This window comes from Streptomyces sp. NPDC033177, from assembly GCF_055577715.1.
In genome coordinates, this window is sequence record NZ_JBVIPS010000001.1 from 474326 (window position 1) to 495875 (window position 21550).

Annotated in this window: 18 protein-coding genes; 9 read left to right on the forward strand and 9 right to left on the reverse strand. The window is 69.2% G+C overall.

Going from position 1 to position 21550, the window contains the following annotated elements:
- Positions 1-15: 15 nt before the first annotated feature.
- Complete coding sequence (locus tag ACZ5U5_RS02150; RefSeq protein ID WP_469015123.1) at positions 16-810, reverse strand: metal-dependent hydrolase; 795 nt, start codon at positions 808-810, stop codon at positions 16-18.
- On the opposite strand from ACZ5U5_RS02150, the gene ACZ5U5_RS02155 reads away from it, so the two are divergent.
- The gene (locus ACZ5U5_RS02155) at positions 809-3445 is read left to right on the forward strand and encodes a DEAD/DEAH box helicase (protein WP_469015125.1); all 2637 of its coding nucleotides are present in this window, start codon (positions 809-811) and stop codon (positions 3443-3445) included. The two genes, ACZ5U5_RS02150 and ACZ5U5_RS02155, sit on opposite strands and share 2 nt — an antisense overlap.
- Before the next feature lie 54 nt (positions 3446-3499).
- A complete protein-coding gene (locus ACZ5U5_RS02160) occupies positions 3500-4405 on the forward strand; it encodes an acyl-CoA thioesterase (protein WP_469015126.1) in 906 nt (301 codons plus the stop codon).
- 9 nt (positions 4406-4414) lie between these two features.
- Here the strand turns inward: ACZ5U5_RS02160 and ACZ5U5_RS02165 are convergent, their stop codons facing one another.
- The gene (locus ACZ5U5_RS02165; RefSeq protein ID WP_469015128.1) at positions 4415-6721 is read right to left on the reverse strand and encodes an MMPL family transporter; all 2307 of its coding nucleotides are present in this window, start codon (positions 6719-6721) and stop codon (positions 4415-4417) included.
- A 147-nt stretch (positions 6722-6868) separates the two neighbouring features.
- Positions 6869-7858: a glycosyl hydrolase gene (locus ACZ5U5_RS02170; RefSeq protein WP_469015129.1), complete on the reverse strand. Its 990-nt coding sequence runs from the start codon at positions 7856-7858 to the stop codon at positions 6869-6871.
- Between the two features lie 258 nt (positions 7859-8116).
- On the opposite strand from ACZ5U5_RS02170, the gene ACZ5U5_RS02175 reads away from it, so the two are divergent.
- The 6 genes from ACZ5U5_RS02175 to ACZ5U5_RS02200 all read left to right on the forward strand — a co-directional run bounded on the left by ACZ5U5_RS02175 (position 8117) and on the right by ACZ5U5_RS02200 (position 15376).
- On the forward strand, positions 8117-9400 hold the full coding sequence (locus tag ACZ5U5_RS02175) for an ABC transporter substrate-binding protein (protein ID WP_469015132.1): 1284 nt from the start codon (positions 8117-8119) through the stop codon (positions 9398-9400).
- Complete coding sequence (locus ACZ5U5_RS02180; protein ID WP_469015134.1) at positions 9400-10356, forward strand: carbohydrate ABC transporter permease; 957 nt, start codon at positions 9400-9402, stop codon at positions 10354-10356. The genes ACZ5U5_RS02175 and ACZ5U5_RS02180 overlap by 1 nt, the downstream gene beginning before the upstream one ends.
- 51 nt (positions 10357-10407) lie before the next feature.
- Positions 10408-11241, forward strand: coding sequence for a carbohydrate ABC transporter permease (locus tag ACZ5U5_RS02185; RefSeq protein WP_469015136.1), 834 nt, complete (start codon positions 10408-10410; stop codon positions 11239-11241).
- An 86-nt stretch (positions 11242-11327) separates the two neighbouring features.
- Entirely contained in the window at positions 11328-13751 is a 2424-nt protein-coding gene (locus ACZ5U5_RS02190) for a glycoside hydrolase family 2 protein (RefSeq protein ID WP_469015138.1), read from the forward strand.
- A complete protein-coding gene (locus ACZ5U5_RS02195; protein ID WP_469015141.1) occupies positions 13748-14776 on the forward strand; it encodes a LacI family DNA-binding transcriptional regulator in 1029 nt (342 codons plus the stop codon). Before ACZ5U5_RS02190 ends, ACZ5U5_RS02195 begins: the two co-directional genes overlap by 4 nt.
- Positions 14777-14860: 84 nt before the next feature.
- On the forward strand, positions 14861-15376 hold the full coding sequence (locus ACZ5U5_RS02200; protein WP_469015144.1) for a tetratricopeptide repeat protein: 516 nt from the start codon (positions 14861-14863) through the stop codon (positions 15374-15376).
- Positions 15377-15440: 64 nt separating this feature from the next.
- Here ACZ5U5_RS02200 and ACZ5U5_RS02205 read toward each other — a convergent pair whose 3' ends face one another.
- A complete protein-coding gene (locus tag ACZ5U5_RS02205) occupies positions 15441-16451 on the reverse strand; it encodes a DUF6397 family protein (protein ID WP_469015145.1) in 1011 nt (336 codons plus the stop codon).
- Positions 16452-16572: 121 nt separating this feature from the next.
- Positions 16573-16986, reverse strand: coding sequence for a roadblock/LC7 domain-containing protein (locus ACZ5U5_RS02210; protein WP_469015148.1), 414 nt, complete (start codon positions 16984-16986; stop codon positions 16573-16575).
- Between the two features lie 93 nt (positions 16987-17079).
- On the opposite strand from ACZ5U5_RS02210, the gene ACZ5U5_RS02215 reads away from it, so the two are divergent.
- The gene (locus tag ACZ5U5_RS02215) at positions 17080-17508 is read left to right on the forward strand and encodes a PPOX class F420-dependent oxidoreductase (RefSeq protein ID WP_469015150.1); all 429 of its coding nucleotides are present in this window, start codon (positions 17080-17082) and stop codon (positions 17506-17508) included.
- 20 nt (positions 17509-17528) lie between these two features.
- Here the strand turns inward: ACZ5U5_RS02215 and ACZ5U5_RS02220 are convergent, their stop codons facing one another.
- The 4 genes from ACZ5U5_RS02220 to ACZ5U5_RS02235 are packed head-to-tail and all read right to left on the reverse strand — an operon-like array spanning position 17529 to position 21531.
- Complete coding sequence (locus ACZ5U5_RS02220) at positions 17529-18134, reverse strand: GTP-binding protein (RefSeq protein ID WP_363205958.1); 606 nt, start codon at positions 18132-18134, stop codon at positions 17529-17531.
- Positions 18115-18528, reverse strand: coding sequence for a DUF742 domain-containing protein (locus tag ACZ5U5_RS02225; RefSeq protein WP_363205959.1), 414 nt, complete (start codon positions 18526-18528; stop codon positions 18115-18117). The genes ACZ5U5_RS02220 and ACZ5U5_RS02225 overlap by 20 nt, the downstream gene beginning before the upstream one ends.
- 19 nt (positions 18529-18547) lie before the next feature.
- Positions 18548-18982, reverse strand: a complete 435-nt coding sequence (locus tag ACZ5U5_RS02230; protein WP_363205960.1) for a roadblock/LC7 domain-containing protein — start codon at positions 18980-18982, stop codon at positions 18548-18550.
- Complete coding sequence (locus ACZ5U5_RS02235) at positions 18979-21531, reverse strand: sensor histidine kinase (RefSeq protein ID WP_469015153.1); 2553 nt, start codon at positions 21529-21531, stop codon at positions 18979-18981. Before ACZ5U5_RS02235 ends, ACZ5U5_RS02230 begins: the two co-directional genes overlap by 4 nt.
- Between the last annotated feature and the right edge of the window lie 19 nt (positions 21532-21550).

A 21550-nucleotide genomic window follows, 5' to 3' on the forward strand; every position in this document is an offset into this window, starting at 1 on the left:
GATGAGAGAGCGCCCTCAGATGTAGTTCAGGGCGGCCGCCCCGCCCACTCCCCCGAGCAGCATGAAGGCCGGCATCAGGACCTTCAGCTCGATCCAGCTGCCCGCCCGGAACCGCATCAGCTTCGGCGGCCCGATGGGGTACCAGCGCTTGCGGCCGATGGGGATGGGCCACAGGATCGGGCAGCCGGAGACCGTGAGCGCGTCCCCGATGTCGTGCACCAGGGCGCCGAGCACGATCGGCAGACCCAGCCACACGTACTCCTGGCCCGGCGCGGTGAACAGCCAGTCCGCGCCGTTGCCTGGCTTGTCCAGGACTCCGGCGAGGATCCAGGCGCTCGTCGCGGCGAGCAGCCACACCAGCACATCGCTGCTTGACCCGCGCGCGGCCCGCCACAGCAGGCCCTCGATGGCGAGCACCATGTGGACGAAGAGCAGCGCGAGGACCGCCCAGCGGCCGCCGAAGACGGCGAGTGCGGAGGCGCCCGCCCCGATGAGGACGGCCCACAGCCAGGTGTGCGTGAGGGTGCGGTGCCCGCCGGCGCGGCGCGGGTCGCCCTGCTTGCGGGTCGCTTTGTAGACGGCGGCCGACAACTTGTCGACGATCTCGCACAGGCCTCGGGAGACGGGTCCGAAGGCGCGAGAGATGGTCGCCGACTTGTGGTCGAGGTCGGGTGCGAGCGCAGCCCCGGCGCAGATCAGGGCGCCGACGAGGAGGACCGGCCAGGGCATCGTGTGCCCCGCGGCTGCCGCGGCCGCTCCGACGCCGAGCCAGGCCGCTGCCCCCGACAGTGAGTGTGCCGGACCCATCATGGCTGTTGCCCGCCCCATTTCTGTTGTGCTGACGCCCCGTTGGCCACACAGCGTAGCGTTCGTGATCTTCGTACAGGCCGCCGGTTCCCGGATCGGGACAGAAGGAAGGCAAGATGGGGGTGTGACCCTTATTGATCAGCTGCCGCCGGATGCCGACCCCGATGCCCTCTTCGAAGCCTTCTCCTCGTGGGCCGAGGAGACGGGGATCACTCTCTATCCGGCTCAGGAGGAGGCGCTGATCGAGGTGGTCTCCGGAGCCAACGTGATCTTGTCCACGCCGACCGGTTCCGGAAAGAGCCTGGTCGCGGCGGGCGCGCACTTCACGGCGCTGGCCCAGGACAAGGTCACCTTCTACACGGCTCCGATCAAGGCACTCGTATCGGAGAAGTTCTTCGACCTGTGCAAGCTCTTCGGCACCGAGAACGTCGGCATGCTGACCGGCGACGCCTCCGTGAACTCCGACGCCCCGGTCATCTGCTGCACGGCCGAGGTCCTCGCGTCGATCGCGCTGCGGGACGGCAAGCACGCCGACATCGGCCAGGTCGTGATGGACGAGTTCCACTTCTACGCGGAGGGCGACCGCGGCTGGGCCTGGCAGATCCCGATCCTGGAGCTGCCGCAGGCCCAGTTCATCCTCATGTCCGCGACGCTCGGCGACGTCTCGATGTTCGAGAAGGACCTGACGCGCCGCACGGGACGCCCCACCTCCGTGGTCCGCTCCGCGACCCGCCCCGTCCCCCTGTCGTACGAGTACCGCCTGACGCCCATCACCGAGACGCTCACCGAGCTCCTGGAGACCAAGCAGGCGCCGGTCTACATCGTGCACTTCACGCAGGCACAGGCCGTCGAGCGCGCGCAGTCGCTGATGAGCATCAACATGTGCACCCGCGAGGAGAAGGACAAGATCGCCGAGTTGATCGGCAACTTCCGCTTCACCACCAAGTTCGGCCGCAACCTCTCGCGGTACGTGCGCCACGGCATCGGCGTGCACCACGCGGGCATGCTGCCCAAGTACCGGCGGCTCGTGGAGAAGCTGGCGCAGGCCGGTCTCCTGAAGGTCATCTGCGGCACGGACACGCTCGGTGTCGGCGTGAACGTCCCGATCCGTACGGTGCTTTTCACCGCCCTCACCAAGTACGACGGCACGCGCGTACGCACCCTGCGCGCCCGGGAGTTCCACCAGATCGCGGGCCGCGCGGGGCGTGCGGGCTTCGACACGGCGGGCCTGGTCGTGGCGCAGGCGCCCGAGCACGTCATCGAGAACGAGAAGGCGCTCAACAAGGCGGGCGACGACCCGAAGAAGCGCCGCAAGGTGGTGCGCAAGAAGGCCCCCGAGGGCTTCGTGGGATGGACCGAGTCCGGCTTCGAGAAGCTCATCGCCTCCGAGCCCGAGCCGCTGACCTCACGCTTCCGCGTCACGCACACCATGCTCCTGGCGGTGATCGCCCGTCCGGGCAACGCCTTCGAGGCGATGCGTCACCTCCTTGAGGACAACCACGAGCCGCGCAAGCAGCAGCTGCGGCACATCCGCCGCGCCATCGCCATCTACCGCTCGCTGCTCGACGGCGGAGTAGTGGAGAAGCTCGACGAGCCGGACGCCTCGGGCCGGATCGTGCGTCTGACGGTCGACCTCCAGCAGAACTTCGCGCTCAACCAGCCGCTGTCGACGTTCGCGCTCGCCGCCTTCGATCTGCTCGACCAGGAATCGCCTTCGTACGCCCTCGACATGGTGTCCGTCGTCGAGTCCACCCTGGACGACCCGCGCCAGATCCTCGCCGCCCAGCAGAACAAGGCGCGCGGCGAGGCCGTGGCCCTGATGAAGGCGGACGGCGTCGAGTACGAGGACCGCATGGAGCGGCTCCAGGACATCACGTACCCCAAGCCTCTGGAGGAGCTCCTCTTCCACGCCTACAACACCTACAGGACGAGCCACCCGTGGGTCGGAGACCACCCCCTCTCCCCCAAGTCCGTGATCCGCGACATGTACGAACGGGCGCTGACCTTCACGGAGTTCACCTCCTTCTACGAGCTCGCCCGCACCGAGGGCATCGTCCTTCGCTACCTCGCGAGCGCGTACAAGGCTTTTGAGCACACCATCCCGGACGACCTGAAATCCGAGGACCTGGAGGACCTCATCGCCTGGCTCGGCGAGATGGTGCGCCAGGTCGACTCCAGCCTCCTCGACGAGTGGGAGCAGCTCGCCAACCCCGAGGTGATGACCGCCGAGGAGGCCCAGGAGCGCGCCGACCAGGTCAAGCCGGTCACCGCCAACGCCCGCGCCTTCCGTGTCCTGGTCCGCAACGCGCTCTTCCGCCGCGTCGAGCTCGCCGCGCTCGACCACGTCGAGGAGCTGGGCGAGCTCGACGCCGATTCCGGCTGGGACGCGGATGCCTGGGGCGCGGCCATGGACAAGTACTGGGACGAGTACGAGGATCTCGGCACCGGTCCCGACGCGCGCGGCCCCAAGCTGCTGCTCATCGAGGAAGACCCGGAGCACGGTCTGTGGCGCGTCCGGCAGACGTTCGCCGACCCGAACGGCGACCATGACTGGGGCATCAGCGCGGAGGTCGATCTCGCGGCCTCCGACGAGGAGGGCCGCGCCGTCGTCCGCGTCACGGATGTCGGCCAACTCTGACCGCTGACCGCTGACCGCCCCGAGCTTCCCCCGGACAGGAGTCGAGGAACCTTCATGAACAACCCCGCCGACCGGCTTGTCGACGTGCTCGACCTGGAGCAGATCGAGGTCAACATCTTCCGTGGCCGCAGCCCGCAGGAGTCCCTGCAGCGGGTCTTCGGCGGGCAGGTCGCCGGGCAGGCCCTGGTGGCCGCGGGGCGCACCACCGAGGGCGAGCGCCCGGTGCACTCGCTGCACGCCTACTTCCTGCGGCCCGGCCGTCCCGGCGTACCGATCGTGTACCAGGTCGAGCGCGTGCGGGACGGGCGTTCCTTCACCACGCGCCGGGTGACCGCGGTCCAGCAGGGGCGCACCATCTTCAACCTCACGGCTTCCTTCCACCAGCCCGAGGAAGGGGCCTTCGAGCACCAGCTGCCGCCGCGCATCACGGCTCCCGACCCCGAGACGCTGCCGACGGTCGCCCAGGAGATCACCGAGCATCTGGGCGAGCTCCCCGAGCAGCTGGAGCGCATGGCCAGACGCCAGCCCTTCGACATCCGCTACGTGGACCGGCTGCGCTGGACCGCCGAAGAGATCAAGGACGCCGAGCCGCGCAGCGCGGTCTGGATGCGCGCGGTCGGCCCGCTCGGCGACGACCCGCTCGTCCACACCTGCGCACTCACGTACGCGAGCGACATGACGCTCCTGGACGCCGTCCGCATCCCGGTGGAACCCCTGTGGGGCCCGCGCGGCTTCGACATGGCCTCGCTGGACCACGCCATGTGGTTCCACCGTCCCTTCCGCGCGGACGAGTGGTTCCTGTACGACCAGGAGTCGCCGATCGCGACGGGCGGCCGCGGTCTGGCGCGCGGGCGCATCTACGACATCGAGGGCAGGCTGCTGGTCTCGGTCGTCCAGGAGGGTCTCTTCCGGCCGTACGGTGAGCGCCACATGGACGGCCGCCCCTCCACGGGAGCGTGAGCACCCACTTCAGTCCTGTTTGCTGACCGGTGATACGGCCCGGCTCTCGCCCTCGGCGTCGATGTGCGGGAGCAGCCGGTCCATCCAACGCGGCGCCCACCAGGCGGATTTGCCCAGGAGTGTCATCACCGCGGGCACAAGGAGCAGACGGACCACGGTGGCGTCGATGAGCACGCTGGCCGCGAGGCCGAGCCCCAGCATCTTCACCACGATGTTGTCGCTGATGATGAACGCGGCGAAGACGCTCACCATGATCAGCGCGGCACAGGTGATGACCCGTGCGGTGATCTCCAGGGCGTGGGCGACACTCGCCCTGGCGTCCCGGGTGCGCAGCCACGCCTCGTGGACCCGGGACAGCAGAAAGATCTCGTAGTCCATGCTCAGTCCGAAGACGATCGCGAACATCATCATCGGCACGTAGCTCTCGATCGGGACCTTCCCCGACACCCCGAGCGCCGGTCCGCCCCAGCCCCACTGGAAGACGGCCACCACGACCCCGTACGAGGCGGCGATCGACAGGACGTTGAGCACCGCGGCCTTGACCGCGACGAGCAGGCCTCGGAACACGACGAGGATGACGAGGAAGGCGAGCGCCACCACCACCGCGATGATCAGTGGCAGCTTCTTGGAGACGATCTCAAGGAAGTCGGCCTGCGCTGCGGTCGTCCCCGTGACGTAGGTGCTCGCCTTCGTCCCCGAGACCGCCTGCGGGAGCACGTCGTCGTTCAGGTTCTTGTGCAGGTCGTTGGTGCGTTCGTCCTGCGGGGCGGCCACGGAGTAGGCCGTGGAGATCAGGACGTCGCCGTCCGACGTGGCCGTGAGCGGCGTGATGGCGGCCGCGTCGGGCACGTCGGTGAAGGCCTTCTGCGCCTGGGTCTTCAGTGCCGCCCTGTCCGACTGCGCTACGTCGCTCTGGTCGATGACGAGGGTCATCGGGCCGTTCGAGCCGGGACCGAACGCGGAGGACATCAGGTCGTAGGCGCGCCGGTCGGTGAAGGACTTCGGGTCGGCGCCGTCGCCGATGTGCCCGAGCTGGATGGAGAAGACCGGGACGGACAGTACGGCGAGCACGACGGCGCCACCGACGAGGAACCACCAGGGCCGCCGCTCCACGCGCTGCGCGTAGCGATGCCAGCCGCCCTGCTCCGTGGCCCCCGGCGCGGTGCTCGTCTCGGCGATCGGGGTCCGCACCCGCAGCTTGTCGATGCGGCGCCCGATCAGGCCGAGGAGGGCGGGCACCAGGGTCAGCGCGCCGAGTACCGCCGTGACGACGGTGACCGCCGCGGCCAGGCCCAGCTTGCCGATGAACGAGATCCCGGAGACCCACAGGCCGGATAGGGCGATGATGACCGTGCATCCGGAGACCAGGACCGCCCGGCCGCTGGTCGCCGTCGCGTGCCCCGCCGCCGTGACGGGGTCCTTGGTGAGGAGGTTCTGCCGGTGGCGGGTGACCAGGAAGAGGGCGTAGTCGATCCCTACGCCGAGTCCGATCATCGTGGCCAGCGTCGGTGACACGGTGGCGAAGGTGAACGCGGCCGCGAGCAGACCCAGGCAGGCCAGGCCGCACAACACGCTGACCAGCGCCGTCACCAGAGGCAGCAGCGCGGCGAGCACGCTGCCGAATCCGATGAGCAGAACCACGATCGCCACACCGAATCCGATGGCCTCGCTCGTGCGGTCGTCCGCCTCGGGGCGGGCGAGCTCGCCCAGCGGGCCTCCGTACTCCACCTCAACACCGGCGGAACGCAGCGGCTGCACCGCCTTGTCGACGCCGTCCAGATAGGCGGCGCCGAGGGTGGAGGGCTGTATGTCGAAGCGGACGGTGATGTAGCCCGTCTTGCCGTCGGAGGACAGCGGTCCCAGGTTCGGAGTGCCGGCGGGCTGCTGCTGTGCGGGCAGCGGGCTCTGCGCGGACAGTACGTGGGGAAGCTTCTGCAGGCTGCTGACCGCCGAGCTGACCTGGTCGCTCTGGTCGCTGAGGGGCTCGGCAGCGTCGTGCAGGACGACCTGGGCGCTGTAGCCGCCGGCCGCGGGCTCGTGGGCCTTGAGTACGTCGAGGCCTTCCTGCGAGGCGGTGCCGGGCAGGGAGAAGTCGTCGGAGTACTGACCGCCGTAGGCGTGGTTCACGACCTGCAGCCCGATCAGCGCGGCAAGCCACACCACGATGACGGTCACACAGTGGCGGGCGCACCACTGCCCGATCCCATGGAGCCGTCCTCGCCGGGGCGGTGAGGCGCTCGGCCGCGACGGTGAGGCGCCCGGCCCCGGCGGTGAGGCGCTCGGCTGCGGCTCGCTCGGCCCGTGTGGCACAGACATGCTTGCTCCCGGAGGCATAGGTCACTCCGGATTCAACGCAACGTCGGCGCCCCTGGCACCCAGGGTCGGCGAAACGGGTGACGGCCCCTCGTTCCCCGCGGGAGGGGCTCTGAGGGGCCGCTTGCGCGCCGGGGCCGGGGCGCCGGCCTAGGCGGCCGGAAGCTTCACCTCACCTTGGTTGAGTACGCGCGGGTGGAAGTAGCAGGCCTGGATCTCGGCGTTGGTGTTGTTCCCCTTGAGCTGCTCCGACCAGATCATGAAGTACGACCAGCGGGTCTGGCTGTTGAGCAGTGCCGAGTTGGGGACCTTGCCCATTTCCGCGAGGGCGATCGGCTTGCTGCCCGCGATGCTCTGCAGCTGCTGGTAGTCGGAGGCGCTCGGGTAGTTCTTGTACCAGACGTCGAGCGAGGCGACGTCGACGTAGCTGTTCCCCGGGTAGTAGTTGGCCCAGCCGCCTTCCGGGTTGTCCTGGACGTTCCACACCCAGATGAGGTTGTCCAGGCCCTTGCCCGCGAGGTAGTCGTGGGTGATTTGGTAGAGCTTGGCCCCGCCGTTCGCGCCCGGACGCTTGCCCCACCAGTTCCACTGCTCGTTCATCTCGTGCAACGGCCGGAACAGCACGGGCACTCCGGCCGCCTTCAGCTGCTGCAAGTACGGGACGACCTCGTCGAGGCGACGCTTCCAGGCGTTGTTCAGCGCTGTTCCGTTGGTGACGACCTGCGAGAACTGGGCGTCGGTGATGCGCGACTTGACGCCGCCCTCGAACTCGCAGGAGCTGCCCATCGTCGGCGGACAGACATGCCAGGTAAGCGATACGAGCGAACCGTTGGCCCACTCCGTCTTCGCCTGGTCGATCACCCGCTGCCGGTTGGCGACGTCCTCGGCCCGGAACATCAGGTCCCCGCCCCACAGGCCCGGGTACTGCCCGGTGACGTCCTTGACCTGCTGGGTGTACTGGCCCGGATTGCTTGCGGGCTCCTTGTTGTGCTGGCCGGACACGATGTTCGAACCCGATACGGCACGCAGGTAATTGATCACCTGCTGCTTGGAACTGCTCGGGAACGCCTGGGCGTCGGGGGTGAGGCACAGCGCAAGGAGCGCCGCCGCGAGAAACGCGGTGATGCGTTTTCTGTGCATGGGAAAACCCCTCTGTCGGGGATGCGAGACCGGAGCGGCCCGCGGTCGACCGCACACTCTGCCCATCGGAGACAACGTTGTCTAGATGCGTGACTAATTAAGTAAACGTTCAGTAATGCGTCATGAATATGTTGATGTTCCAAGGAAAAGAAAACTGAACCGGTCTATGGACGGGGCCTGGAATTCCTGTCTAGGTTGTGCGCCAAGGTCAGCGGGCCGCGTCAGGGCCGCCCGCAACTCCCCTGAAGGACAAGGCAGATGACACGCAGAACCGCCATCGCCCTCGTCGGCACCCTTTCTCTGTTCGCCGTGGCGACCGGGTGCGGCAAGGGCGGCGATGCGAGCGCCGACGATCCCAAGCAACTGACCGTGCTCTCGCAGTATTTGAAGGCGACACCGGGCGGCAAGGTCTTCTACGACGAGGTCGACGCGTTCTCCAAGAAGTCCGGCATCAAGGTGAAGATCGTCGAGGCCGGTGAGGACCTCGACGAGTCGTACGAGACCTCGCTCGCCGCCGGCAAGGAGGCGGATGTCGTCTTCGTCAACCTCTTCGACAAGACCCTCGCCTGGACCAAGAACGACGCCACTGTCCCCGTCGACACATACCTCGACGACTGGGGACTCAGGGACAAGGCCGAACCGCAGGCGCTCAAGGAGTGGACCAACCCCGACGGCAAGGCCATGGGCTTTCCGTTCGCCGGCTTCTCCTGGCCGGTCTGGTACAACACCGCCCTGCTCAAGAACGCCGGCGTCGACGGCATCCCCTCCACCACCGACGAGTTGATCGCCGCGGCGAAGAAGCTGCGCAAAGCAGGCATCCAGCCGATGGCGGTGGGCGGCAACGACTGGAGCGGCCAGAAGCTTTTCCTGCAGATATCCCAGTCGTACGTGACAAAGCAGGCCGCGCAGAAACTCGACGCCAAGGGCGGCTACTGCGACTCGGCCGGAGCGATGAAGGGCATCAAGCTCTTCACCGAGCTGCGCGACGCGAGAGTCTTCGCCGACAAGGCCCAGGGCTTCACCTTCGACGCGATGCAGAACCAGTACTACACCGGTAAGGCCGCGATCATGTCGCAGGGTTCCTGGGCCTTCAGCGAAGTCCCGGACAAGGTCCGGGGGAACACGGAACTGGGCGGTCTGCCGCTGCCGCAGGGCGCGGCCTTCGACAAGCCGACCGTGTTCACCGGCTACACGAGCACCGGCTTCTGGATCAGCCCGAACGGCGACAAGAAGCAGGATGCGGTGAAGCAGTTCGTCAGCCACTTCTACAAGCCCGAGGTGGCCGGCCGCTTCGTCGCCGACGCCAGCATCTATCCGGCCGTCAAGCTGGATGCCAAGCACCGCAAGACCGACGACCCGTTGCTGAACAGCGCCATCAACGACATCCCGGGGACCACGACGGACGCCCAGTTGCCCGACCTGCACATCCCGGCCGCCGCGAACACCCCGCTCATCCAGGCCACCTCGCTCGCCTTCGGACCGGGCAAGGACGCCAAGCAGATCTGCGGCGCCCTCGACCAGGCGTACTCCGGAGCCCAGTGATGGCGGAAGCACTCACCCGATCCGGGCCCGCCACCGCGAAGTCGCCCTCTCAGCCGGCCTCCCCGCCGCCCGTCCGCGCCGCCGTCCGACGTCGGCGGCGCGGGCAGGGCCCCGCGCTCTTCGCGGTGCCCGCCCTGGCCTGGTACGGCGTGTTCATGCTCGGTCCGGTCGTGGCGATGTTCGTCATCAGCTTCAACGACTGGGCGAGCCTCATCTCACCGCACGAGTTCACCGGGACGGACAACTACCGGCGCATGTTCGACGACCCGGTCTTCTGGGACGCGGTGCACAACACCGGGATCCAACTGGCCGTCGCCCTGCCCCTGATGATCCCGCTCGCCTTCATGCTGGGCTACTACCTCCAGCTCAAACCGCCCGGCCACCGCACTCTGCGCGTCCTGTGCTTCACCCCCGGTCTGCTGTCGATCTCCGCCAAAGCGATGATCTTCGTGGGGATGTTCGCGCCGGACGGCGGCGTCAACGGCCTGCTGGAGTCCCTCGGCCTGGGCTCGGCGACCACTCCTTGGCTCGCCGATCCCTCGACGGCCCTGGCCACAGTGATCATCGTCGACGTGTGGGGCGGCATCGGCTACACCGCGGTTCTCTTCGCGGCCCGCCTCGCCAGCGTTCCCGAGGCCATGTACGAGGCGGCGGCCCTGGACGGAGCCGGACACTGGCGCCGGATGTGGCAGGTGGCGTATCCGATGTGCAAGGGGTTCGTGGGCGTCGCCACGATGCTGCAGTTCCTGTGGACGCTTTTCAGCTCCGCCGCGACGGTCCTGATGCTCACCAAGGGCGGCCCCGGCACCTCGTCCACCACCCTCTCCTACCTGATGTACCAACGAGCCTTCCTCCAGCAGGACGTCGGCTACAGCCAGGCCGTCGGCGTCTTCCTCTTCGTCGCCGGACTCATCGGCATGGTCGTCATCCGCCGCCTCCTGCGCCAGAACCACTAGCCGGCCCCCTGGCCGGAACCAACAAGCCCGAACGACTTGGGAAGGCTGCCCATGGCATCGCGCCGCAGCAGCGGCCTGCTGACCGGCCACATCCTGGCCTGGTTCTACGCCCTGCTCCTCATCCTGCCGCTGTACTACCTCCTCACCACCTCCCTCAAGCACAACCCCGAGGTCTTCGACCACCCCTTCGCGCTGCCCTCGCAGTGGCTCTTCGAGAACTTCACGAACGCCTGGGACCTGGCCTCGCTCGGCTCCGCCCTGGGCAACTCCGTCCTCGTCACCGCCGGCGCCGAGGCCATCACCCTGGCCCTCGCCTTCCCCGCCGCGTACGGCCTGGCCCGCAGCAGCGGACGCACCGCCGCCGTCGTGGAGAAGATCTTCGGACTCGGCTTCCTCGTCCCCGCCTTCGCCGCCCTGGTGCCGACCGTGCTGCTGGCCATCGAACTCGGCATGTTCCAGATGCAGGCGTTCCTCATCCTCTTCCTGCCCGCCACCGCCCTGCCGCTCTCAGTCATCCTGCTCACCCAGTTCATGCGCACCATCCCGCCGGAGCTGGAGGAGAGCGCCATGATGGACGGTGCCGGACGCTGGACGATCCTGTGGAAGATCTACGTCCCCATGTCGGCGCCCGGCGTGATCACCGTGGCCATCCTCAACTTCCTCGGCTTCTGGAACGAATACCTCTTCAGCCTCGTCATCCTCGGCCCGGACCCCGAACTGCGCACCGTGCAGGTCGCACTGCCCTCCCTCACCTCCGCGACGATGATCCAGTACGGCACCCTCGCCGCCGCCTGCCTGATCTCCCTCGCTCCGGTCTACGCCGTGTACATCGCCCTGCAGCGCCGCATGGAGAACGCCCTCGTGGACGGGGCCGTCAAGTCGTGACCGCACCGACCGTTCCGCACCCGGACGGGCGAGGCCCCTCACGGGATGTGCGAGACCCCTCAACTGCCTTGAATGGAGCACGGTTCATGAAGGACGTCACCACCCTTACCGAAGGCTGGACGCTGCGGCACGAGAACACCGCGATACCCGCCCAGGTCCCCGGGTGCGTCCACACCGACCTGCTGGCCGCGGGCCGGATCCCCGACCCCTTCCTCAGCCGGAACGAGCAGGAGGTCGCCTGGGTCGGCCACGCCGACTGGACCTACGTCACCGTGCTCGGCCCGCGCGACACCGCCCACGAGCGCACCGATCTGGTCTTCGACGGCCTGGATACGGTCGCCGAGATCGCGCTCGGCGACGAGACCATCGGCCGCACCCGCAACATGCATCGCGGCTATCGCTTCGATGTCACCCGTCGGCTCGCGGATGCGAGCCCGGACGCCGAGGTTCCGCTGTCGGTCCGCTTCACCTCCGCCTACACCGAGGCCCAAGCCGTGCGAACGGCCCTCGGCGAGCGCCCCAACTCCTATCCGGAGCCCTTCCAGTACATACGCAAGATGGCCTGCTCCTTCGGCTGGGACTGGGGGCCGACCCTGGTCACGGCCGGAATGTGGCGCCCCGTGCGCCTGGAGCACTGGTCGACGGCGCGGTTCGACCAGGTCCGCCCGCTGGTCACGGTCGACGGAACGACGGGCCGCGCCGAACTGCGCATCGAGGTCGAGCGCACCCGCAGCGGCCCGCTCACCGCCCGCGCCCGCATCGGTGAGCACACCGCGTCCGTCACCTTCTCCGAGGACAGCGCCACCCTTACCGTCGAGGTACCGGACGTGGCCCTCTGGTGGCCCCGGGGCTACGGCGAACAGATACTGCACGAGACCCAGCTCCAGCTCATCGACGAGGAGGGCAGGACCCTCGACCGCTGGGAGCGAAATCTCGGATTCCGCACGGTCACCCTCGACACCGAAGCCGACGAGCACGGCACCGGCTTCACCCTGGCCGTCAACGGCGAGCGCCTCTTCGCCCGCGGAGTCAACTGGATCCCGGACGACGTCTTCCCCTCCCGCGTCACCCCCGACCGCTACCGCACGCGCCTCACCCAGGCCGCCGAAGCGGGCATCGACCTCGTACGCATCTGGGGCGGCGGCATCTACGAGGCTGACGCCTTCTACGACCTCTGCGACGAACTGGGCCTCATGGTCTGGCAGGACTTCCTCTTCGCCTGCGCCGCCTACCCGGAGGAACAGCCCCTGCGCTCGGAGATCGAGGCCGAGGCCCGCGAGAACGTCACCCGGCTCATGCCACACCCCTCTCTGGTCCTGTGGAACGGCAACAACGAAAACCTCTGGGGCTTTCGCGACTGGCAGTGGGAGGAACAACTCGCCGGCGACTCCTGGGGCGAGGGCTACTACCTGGGCCTGCTCCCCCGCATCGTCGCCGAACTCGACCCCACCCGTCCTTACTGGGCCGGCAGCCCGTGGTCCGGCACCTGGGACCACCACCCGAACGACCCCGATCACGGCACGACCCACTCCTGGGAGGTGTGGAACCGCACCGACTACGCCGACTACCTCGACACGGTGCCCCGCTTCGTCGCCGAGTTCGGCTGGCAGGCACCGCCCGCCCACGCCACTCTCCGACGCGCCCTGCCCGGCGAACCCCTGCGGCCCGACTCGCCCGGCATGCTCCACCACCAGAAGGCCGAGGACGGAAACAGCAAGCTGGCACGGGGACTTGAGCATCACTTCACCCTCCCTGACGACTTCGACCGCTGGCACTACCTGACCCAGGTCAACCAAGCCCGCGCCATCGCCACCGGCATCGAGCACTGGCGCTCCCACTGGCCGCGCTGCGCGGGCACCGTCGTCTGGCAGCTCAACGACTGCTGGCCGGTCACCTCCTGGGCCGCCATCGACGGCGACGGCCGCCTCAAGCCCCTCTACCACGAGCTGCGCCGGCTCTACGCGGACCGCCTGCTCACCGTCCAGTCGCGTGACGGCCGTCTGGTCGTGGCCGCCGTCAACCAGTCGGCGACTGCCTGGGTCACCGACGTGCGGCTGCGGCGGATGACGGCGGACGGACGCACTCTGGCCCAGACGATCCTGCCGATACACGCCGCCGGGCGCTCGGTCGTGTGCGCGGAGGTCCCCGACGAGTTGCTTCCCGAGGCCGGTTCGGGCAAGGAACTCCTGATCGCCGACGCCGACGGACTGCGCGCCCTGCACCTTCCCGTGCCGGACAAGGACTTCGCGTATCCCGTTCCCTCGTACGAGGTGGACGTGGTCCGGCGCGAGGATAGGGTCGACGTCGTGGTGACTGCCCGCACGCTGCTGCGAGACCTGCTGCTGCAGGCCGACCGAATCGCGCCCACGGCCACAGCGGATCGAGGACTCGTGACGCTGCTGCCCGGTGAGAGCGTGACGATCGGTGTACGCGGCTGGAGTCCGGGCTCCGACGACGCTCGCACCCTCGCCACGGTCAAGGCGGCCCTGTTCGCGGTGGAGCCCGCATGACGGAGCAGAGACTTACCATCCGGGATGTTGCGGCTCGCGCCGGGGTCTCGCGAGCGGCCGTGTCGCTGGCGTTCAACAACAAACCAGGGGTGTCGGAGGCGACGCGCACCCGGATCATGGAGGTCGCCCGGTCGATGGGCTGGGAGCCGAACCGCTCGGCCCGGGCGCTCAACAAGCAGGGCACGGGCACGATCGGGCTCGCGATCAGCCGGCCCGCACGTCAACTCGGTCTCGAACCCTTCTACATGGAGTTCATCTCGGGCCTGGAGAGCGTCCTTTCCGAGCAGTCCAGCGCCTTGCTCCTGCGCTTGGTGAAGAGCCTGGACGAGGAGATCGAACTGCAGCGTCACTGGTGGCGGTCGGGGCAGATCGCCGGCTCCGTCCTGGTCGACTTCCGTGAGCACGACCCCCGCGTCCCCGTTCTCTCGCAACTCGGGATGCCCGTGGTCGCCGTCGCCCACCCCTCGCTGACGGGGCCGTTCACTTCGCTGTGGACCGACGACACCACGGCCGTCACCGAAGCAGTGCGCTACCTGGCGGCGTTGGGGCACCGATCCATCGCCCGGGTCGGCGGCACCGCCGAGTTGGGGCACAGCGTGATTCGCGGCACCGCGTTCACCTCGGCCATGGCCGACCTGGGGCTGCCGGAAGGCCGTCAGCTGGCCACGGACTTCTCCGGCGAGGCGGGGGCCCGAGCGACGCGTTCGCTGCTCGCCGCGGCGGAGCGGCCCACCGCGATCATCTACGACAACGACCTGATGGCCGTGGCCGGGCTGTCCGTCGCCGCCGAGATGGGCCTGCGGGTGCCCGCCGACATCTCCCTGCTTGCCTGGGACGACTCGCAGTTGTGCAAGCTGACCCACCCGACGCTCTCCGCGATGAGCCATGACATCTACGCCTTCGGGGCGGATGTGGCCCGTTCCCTCCATGAGGTCCTGTCCGGCCGGCGCGTCGCGCCTCACCAGGTGCCCACACCCACCCTCACGCCACGAGGGTCCACGGGCCCGCCACCGAAACGCCCATAGGCGACGCATCCACTTCCGGCAGAATGACATTGATGCCTCCGATCATTCGGTCAAGGCTCGGACAAGGCAGAGAGGGATGGGGATTTGACGAAGGACGGGGACCTGGCCGCGCACCGCGACCGCCTGCTCGCCGAAGCCGTCGGGCTGCGCGAGGACGGCCGTCGGGAGGAGGCCCGGGAACGACTGCTCGCCCTGTGCGAGCAGTTTCCCCTGGACGCGGAGGTGGCGTACCAGACCGCGTGGGTGCACGACACACTCGGTCTGGAGGCCGAGGCCGTGCCGCACTACGTGCGCGCGGTCGAGGAGCCGGGCCTTTCTCCCGATGACCGCCGGGGTGCGCTCCTGGGTCTGGGCAGCACCTACCGCGTCCTGGGCCGGTATGCGGAGGCCGTCGCGACCTTGGCGGACGCGGCAGCCGAATTCCCGGACGACTCCGCCCTCAAGACCTTCCTGGCCATGGCTCTCTACAACACCGGCCGGGCACACGACGCGATGGAGATCCTGCTGACCCTGCTCGCCTCCACGAGCCAGGACCCGGACATCGCCACATACCGCCCCGCGATCGAGCACTACGCCAAGGACCTCGACGCCACCACGTAGCGGCGCGATCCGCACGGGGGGAGCTGCCTTCACCTGCGGGAGTCGCCCTCCCCCGCGGCTGTGGCTACGCTCCCCTGCGGCGCATCCACTTCAGCAGGCCTCGTGGCTCCGACGCCCGCCCGCGCCTGCCTTCCTCGGGCAGCGTGGCGGGCGGAGCCTCGGGCTGTGGCGCGGGGTGCGGCGCGGGGTTGTTCGGGCTCGGCCCGGCAGCGTGCTCTGGTCGAGGGCCAGGGACGACACCGGCCGCCGCATCGGGCGTCGGCTTCGGCGCGGGCCGCGGCGCCGGACGCAGGCCCCGAGCCTGGGAGAGACCAATCGTGAGGTTGGCCCGCAGCCAACGGATCTCGTCCGGATGGTCCGCAGTCATGATCTTGCAGATGATCCGTCCCGCCGGCGACTCCGGCACGCTCTGGCCGAGGGGGTCAGGCATGAGCCTTCGTACGTAGGCGCGTTCGTAGGGATCGCGGATGATTTCCGCGATCTGGACCGGGTCGAGCAGCGAGGCCACGGCTGCGGCGCGCTCCCAGGGGTCGTCCGTCTGACGGAGCAGTGCTCCCGCGTGGCGGCCCCGCCAGTTCCGTGCCCGCAGGTCGACGCCCGCCTCCAGTTGAGCGCGGATCGTCCCGGGGGCTCGGCCGGTGAGCAGGCTTGCGTTGACCTCGGATTCGGCGAAGTGCTTCAGCTCTTCTGCCAGATACAGCCAGACCACCGCTCGATAGCGATTCAGGTAGAACTTCACCGGGGTGACGAAGCCCGCCCGTGTGAGCCGCGTGAACCGGGCCGTGGAGATGCCCATGAGAGACGCGCCCTCAGTGGTGCCCACGGCTCTGATGCGTTCGAGCCACGCCTCCGGGAAGCCGTCCCCGGCACGGACGCGCTCGATCTCCTCGCATGTGACCCGGCGCCGCCCACCGGCCGTGTCGGCGACGGTGCGGACGCGTCCCAGCATCACGGCGAGCTCGAACTCGCCGCGTTTCACCCCCAGTTCTCGTGCTGCTCGGCTCTGCGCGACCGAGGTCTGCGCTGCCGTGGCGGCGGTTTCGGCGGCTTCCTGCGTGATCGTGTGACCTGTCATGGTGGTTCTCCCCCGTGAGGCGTCTTTGCTCTCGGGAAAACCGTAGCGCGATCACCGCAATCCGCGCCGAGCCTGTGGATAACTCTCGGCGCGGCGACGTTTCAGCAGGTCAGGTGGGATATCAGAGGTCAACGATCGGTGTTCGCTCCGGCTGCCGGGCGCCTACGCCGAGGTGCTCGCCGACACGGTTGACGAGGAGTGTCATCTCGTACGCGACCTGGCCGATGTCCGCCTCCGCCGAGCTGAGGACGCACAGGCAACTGCCGTCGCCGGCCGCCGTCACGAACAGCACCGCGTCGTCGAACTCGATCATCGTCTGGCGCACGCTGCCCGCGCGGAAGTGCCGCCCCGAGCCCTTGGCCAAGCTGTGCAGACCCGACGAGACCGCAGCCAGATGTTCCGCGTCCTCGCGCTTGAGTTCCGAGCTCGCGCCGGTCACCAGACCGTCGTTGGACAGCACCAGCGCGTGCCGTACGTGCTCCATGCGCTTGGTCAAGTCATCGAGCAGCCAACCTAGGCCCGTGTTCTGCACCATGTTCCCGTCTCCCCGCCTTCTGTTCCCCCTGGCCGGAGGAACTGACCTGCCAGCCTTCCCCACCATCGGCCCTCCGGCAAGCATGATGAGGACATGGCACAGAAGATGACCGAGGACCAGTGGCGGGCTTTCGTATCGCAGGGCACCCGTACCGGCAAGCTGTCGACGGTCCGGGCGGACGGCAGCCCCCATATCGCACCGATCTGGTTCTTGTTGGACGGGGACGAGTTGGTGTTCAACACCGGGGCACAGACCGTCAAGGGGCGGAATCTGGCGCGAGACGGGCGTGTCGCTGTTTGTGTGGACGACGACAAGCCTCCCTTCACGTTCGTGATCCTGCAGGGACAGGCGCGGCTGAGCGACGATCCCGACGAGGTGCGGCACTGGGCCGGCCGGCTCGGCGCCCGCTACATGGGCGAGGGGCGCGCCGAGGAGTTCGGCGAGCGCAATGGCGTGCTCGGTGAGCTGCTCGTGCGCGTCAAGATCGACAAGGTGATCGCGCAGGGCGCGGTCGCCGACTGACGTCCTCTCGGCGCCCGACCTCAGCCCACCGTGTCGAGCAGCCGGGCGGTATGCATCCGCCCGGCGTACTCGACCAGGCGTATCAGCACCTCCTTCCCCGAATCGCGGTCCCGTGCGTCGCACAGCACCACGGGGGTGCCGCGGTCGAGGTCCAGGGCCCGTGACACTTCGTGCGCACCGTACGTACGCGCGGCCGCGAAGCAGTTGACGGCCACCACGAACGGGATGTGCCGGTGCTCGAAGTAGTCGACGGCGGGGAAGCAGTCCTCGAGCCGCCGGGTGTCCGCGAGGACGACGGCTCCGAGCGCGCCCTGGGACAACTCGTCCCACAGGAACCAGAAACGGTCCTGCCCCGGCGTACCGAAGAGGTACAGCGACAGGCCGGACCTGATGGTGATGCGGCCGAAGTCCATGGCGACGGTCGTCGTGGTCTTGCGGTCGACTCCGCCGGTGTCGTCCACCGACTGGCCCGCCTCGCTGAGGAGTTCCTCGGTGCGCAGCGGGCGGATCTCGCTGACCGCGCCGACCAGGGTGGTCTTGCCCACCCCGAAGCCGCCCGCGACCAGAATCTTCAACGCCATGGCGGTCGTGTCGCCGCCGTCGGCGTCAGAGTGCTCGGAGCCCATCGATCACCTCTCGCAGGATCTTCTCGTCGGGTAGCTGTGCGGGTGGCACGGGTCGGTTCACCTTCACGCAGCCCATTTCCAGCAGGTCGCCGAGCAGCACCCTGACCACGCCCACGGGCAGATCGGCGTCGGCCGCCAGTTCGGCCACCGACTGGGTCTCGGTGCGGCACAGTTCGATGAGCGACCGGTGTTCCGGGCCGAGCGCGGTGTCGTCCCCGGGGCTCGGAGCGTTCGCGTCCAGGGCGACGAGTGCGATCAGGTCGAAGCGCACTCCGCTGGGGCCCGGTTGGGTCCGCCCGCCGGTCATCGCGTAGGGACGGACAAGTGGTCCGGCCTCGTTGTCGTACCACTGGCTGCCCGCGTCGCGCGGGGCGGCGCTCTTGTCCTCGGTCATCCGCGTCGGCCGCCCTGTGTCATCCGACGGCCGGCGGCTGCGCCGCGAAGCGCGGAGGGGTGTGCAGATGCTCGCCGACGCGTTTGACCAGGCGCGCCATCTCGTAGGCGACGAGGCCGATGTCGGCGGTCACGGAGCTGAGTACGGCGAGGCACGAGCCGTCGCCCGCCGCTGCCACGAAGAGGAAGCCGTCGTCCATCTCCACCATGGTCTGACGCACTCCCCCGGCTCCGAAGTGCCGGCCCGCGCCTTTGGCGAGGCTGTGGAACCCGGAGGCGACGGCGGCGAGGTGTTCGGCGTCCTCGCGGGTGAGGGCGGTCGAGGCGCCGACGGCGAGTCCGTCGTTGGAGAGCACCACGGCGTGCCGTACCTCTCCGACGCGCAGCACCAAGTCATCGAGCAGCCAGTCGAGTTCGCCGGTCCTGCCGGCGGTGATGCTCTGATCCTGGATCATCTGTGATCTCCTTCGGTGCTGTCACTGGCCGGGGCGGGCCCTGGCATGTCGGGGACCGCGCCGACGATGCCGGGCCTGCGGCCGCCGCCGCGGGCCCAGCCGTCGCGGTAGGCGGACATGCGGTCCCGTACGTCTTCGGGGCTGCGTTCGGTGTCCTCGCGGACGCTCACGGATCCGGCGGCCACGTCGCGCGGGCGTTCGCGCAACTGGGGGGCCAGGCTGGCCTGGCGTACCCGGCGCGGGAGATCGTCCGAAGGCTCCGGGGCTGCCTCGGGTTCCGTTGCCGGCGGCTTGTGGGGGCGCAGGGCCGTCACGCCCGGGGGTGTCGCCGTCGAAGATTGCGTCGAGGGGGCCAGGGCGGGGCGGGCGGCCGGGGCCGGCACGGAGTTGCCGTTCAGCGGGGCGGCGTCGGGCACGCGTGCGTGCGCGTTCAGTTCGCGGTCACGTTCCATGGTGTGGTCTCCGGGACTCTCCGGCGTGGTGCTCTGCAATAGTGCGGTGGGCAGGAGAACGACCGCGGTGGTGCCGCCGTACGGTGACGTGCGCAGGTGCACTTTGATCCCGTGTCGCGCGGCGAGCCTGCTGACGACGAAGAGCCCCAGTTGGTCGCTGTCGAAGAGATCGAGCGCTTCGGACTGCTCGATGCGGCGGTTGGCCTCTGCCAGGGCCTCCGCGCCCATGCCCAGACCACGGTCCTCGATCTCCAGGGCGTAGCCGTTGCCGACCGGTTCGCCGTTGACGCGCACCTTGGTGTGGGGCGGCGAGAACTGAGCGGCGTTCTCGACGAGTTCGGCCAGGAGATGGGTGAGGTCGGCGACGGCCGTCCCGAGGACCGCAGCGGCGGGCAGCTGTCGTACCTCCACGCGCGCGTAGTCCTCGACTTCGGAGACGGCCGCTCGGACCACGTTCGTCAAGGACACGGGCAGGCGCCAGGCGCGCCCCGGCGCGGCCCCGGAGAGGATGATCAGGCTCTCGGCATGTCGCCTCATACGGGTGGTGAGGTGGTCGAGCCGGAAGAGGTCGCTGAGTTCGTTCGGGTCGTCCGCCCTGCGCTCCATGCCGTCGAGGAGGCTGAGCTGGCGGTGGACGAGAACCTGGCTCCTGCGGGCGAGGTTGACGAAGACGCCCGAGATGCCGCTGGCGAGTTCGGCGCGCTCGATGGCGGCGTGCAGGGCCGCCCGGTGCACCGTGCCGAGCGCTTCGTAGACCTGTCCCGTCTCATCCTCGGCGGGCGGTCCCGGGGGTGCTTCGGCGTGAATGTCGATCTCCTCGCCGGCGCGCAGCCTCCGCATGGCGTGCGGGAGTTTGTGGCGGGCGATCTCCAGGGCGCCGTTGCGCAGGCTCACCAGCTCGACGACCAGGCCACGCCCGATGCGTACGGAGATGACCAGTGAGGTGGCGACGGCCACGAGCCCGAGCAGCACGGCGGCACCTGCCGGGGTGAGCAGCCCGCGGGTCAGGGGGTCGGCCCGGCCCGCGGCGTCGCGGTTGGCGCCCGCGTCGATCGCGCGCAGCTCGTCGCGTACCACCGCGTGGGAGTTGTCCCACTTGGCGGCCGATGCCGCGTCGGCGGCTTTGCGGCCCGGTGGTGCGAGGAGCACCTTGTCCTCGACGGCCCGCACGTCGGCGTACGCGCTCCCCTCCGCGAGGTCCTGCCAGGCTGCTCGTTCGGACCCGCGCAGATCCACGACCGCTGCCTCGGTCAGGGTGCGCCGGGTGTCGACGGCTCCGGTGAACTGCCGCAGTCGCTCTCCGTCGAGGGAGCCGTCGAGCCGGGCGCTGGACAGGACGACGTCCTCGCGGGCCAGCATCTCGGCGGCCCGGGCGAATTCGAGCAGCACGCGCGCGTCGGAGCCGAGTTCGGCGTCCTGGACGCCGGTGAGTGCGCCGCCCACCCCGAAGGCGGCCGAGATGGTCTTCGTGTACTGACCGTAGGTCGCGTCCCAGCCCGTGCGCCCGTCGATCACATCGGCCCGCAAGGCGTTCAGGTCATCGGCGGCGGTGACGAAGGATGCGAGCCTGGTCGCCACGCCGGTGGGCAGACCGGCGCCGTCGGCGACCGTCCGGCCCCCACCGCGGCGCAGCTTCCCAATGGCACGGTCCGTGCGCTCCGCCCGCCTGTCGAGTTCGCTGCCGCCGTCGGGTGCGGGCCGGGTCGCGTAGCGCACCGCTGCCGCGCGCTCCGCCTGCAGTGCGGTGATGGCCGCGTCGACAGGACCGCGCACCTCTGTGTCGACGCGCTGCAACTGCCGCAGGTGCGCCACGTCTTGAGCCGTGCTGACCGTGGCGTACCCCCACAGTCCGATCAGGGAGACGACCGGCACCATCAGCAGGCAGACGATCTTGGCTCGTACGGTGCGAGGGCGTGGCCACCACGAACGGTCACGCGACGCCGGGACCGTCGCCGGACCGGACTCCAAGGGGACTTCCGAGTCGGGCCGTTCGTCGGCGGGCGGCCCTGCGTGCGCACGTCGACCGCGTGCCGGGGCGCCGGTCGACGGCGGCACTGTGCCGTCAGCCGGGTCAGGGGTCCTGCGGGGTGTAGGCATGGCCTCCTCGCTCGGAGAG

Excerpts from the sequence above, each read along its gene's own strand:
- ACZ5U5_RS02155 (WP_469015125.1), top strand. The coding sequence starts at position 809 with ATGGCTGTTGCCCGCCCCATTTCTGTTGTGCTGACGCCCCGTTGGCCA.
- ACZ5U5_RS02150 (WP_469015123.1), bottom strand. The coding sequence starts at position 810 with ATGATGGGTCCGGCACACTCACTGTCGGGGGCAGCGGCCTGGCTCGGC.
- ACZ5U5_RS02160 (WP_469015126.1), top strand. The coding sequence starts at position 3,500 with ATGAACAACCCCGCCGACCGGCTTGTCGACGTGCTCGACCTGGAGCAG.
- ACZ5U5_RS02165 (WP_469015128.1), bottom strand. The coding sequence starts at position 6,721 with ATGTCTGTGCCACACGGGCCGAGCGAGCCGCAGCCGAGCGCCTCACCG.
- ACZ5U5_RS02170 (WP_469015129.1), bottom strand. The coding sequence starts at position 7,858 with ATGCACAGAAAACGCATCACCGCGTTTCTCGCGGCGGCGCTCCTTGCG.
- ACZ5U5_RS02175 (WP_469015132.1), top strand. The coding sequence starts at position 8,117 with ATGACACGCAGAACCGCCATCGCCCTCGTCGGCACCCTTTCTCTGTTC.
- ACZ5U5_RS02180 (WP_469015134.1), top strand. The coding sequence starts at position 9,400 with ATGGCGGAAGCACTCACCCGATCCGGGCCCGCCACCGCGAAGTCGCCC.
- ACZ5U5_RS02185 (WP_469015136.1), top strand. The coding sequence starts at position 10,408 with ATGGCATCGCGCCGCAGCAGCGGCCTGCTGACCGGCCACATCCTGGCC.
- ACZ5U5_RS02190 (WP_469015138.1), top strand. The coding sequence starts at position 11,328 with ATGAAGGACGTCACCACCCTTACCGAAGGCTGGACGCTGCGGCACGAG.
- ACZ5U5_RS02195 (WP_469015141.1), top strand. The coding sequence starts at position 13,748 with ATGACGGAGCAGAGACTTACCATCCGGGATGTTGCGGCTCGCGCCGGG.
- ACZ5U5_RS02205 (WP_469015145.1), bottom strand. The coding sequence starts at position 16,451 with ATGACAGGTCACACGATCACGCAGGAAGCCGCCGAAACCGCCGCCACG.
- ACZ5U5_RS02210 (WP_469015148.1), bottom strand. The coding sequence starts at position 16,986 with ATGGTGCAGAACACGGGCCTAGGTTGGCTGCTCGATGACTTGACCAAG.
- ACZ5U5_RS02215 (WP_469015150.1), top strand. The coding sequence starts at position 17,080 with ATGGCACAGAAGATGACCGAGGACCAGTGGCGGGCTTTCGTATCGCAG.
- ACZ5U5_RS02220 (WP_363205958.1), bottom strand. The coding sequence starts at position 18,134 with ATGGGCTCCGAGCACTCTGACGCCGACGGCGGCGACACGACCGCCATG.
- ACZ5U5_RS02225 (WP_363205959.1), bottom strand. The coding sequence starts at position 18,528 with ATGACCGAGGACAAGAGCGCCGCCCCGCGCGACGCGGGCAGCCAGTGG.
- ACZ5U5_RS02230 (WP_363205960.1), bottom strand. The coding sequence starts at position 18,982 with ATGATCCAGGATCAGAGCATCACCGCCGGCAGGACCGGCGAACTCGAC.
- ACZ5U5_RS02235 (WP_469015153.1), bottom strand. The coding sequence starts at position 21,531 with ATGCCTACACCCCGCAGGACCCCTGACCCGGCTGACGGCACAGTGCCG.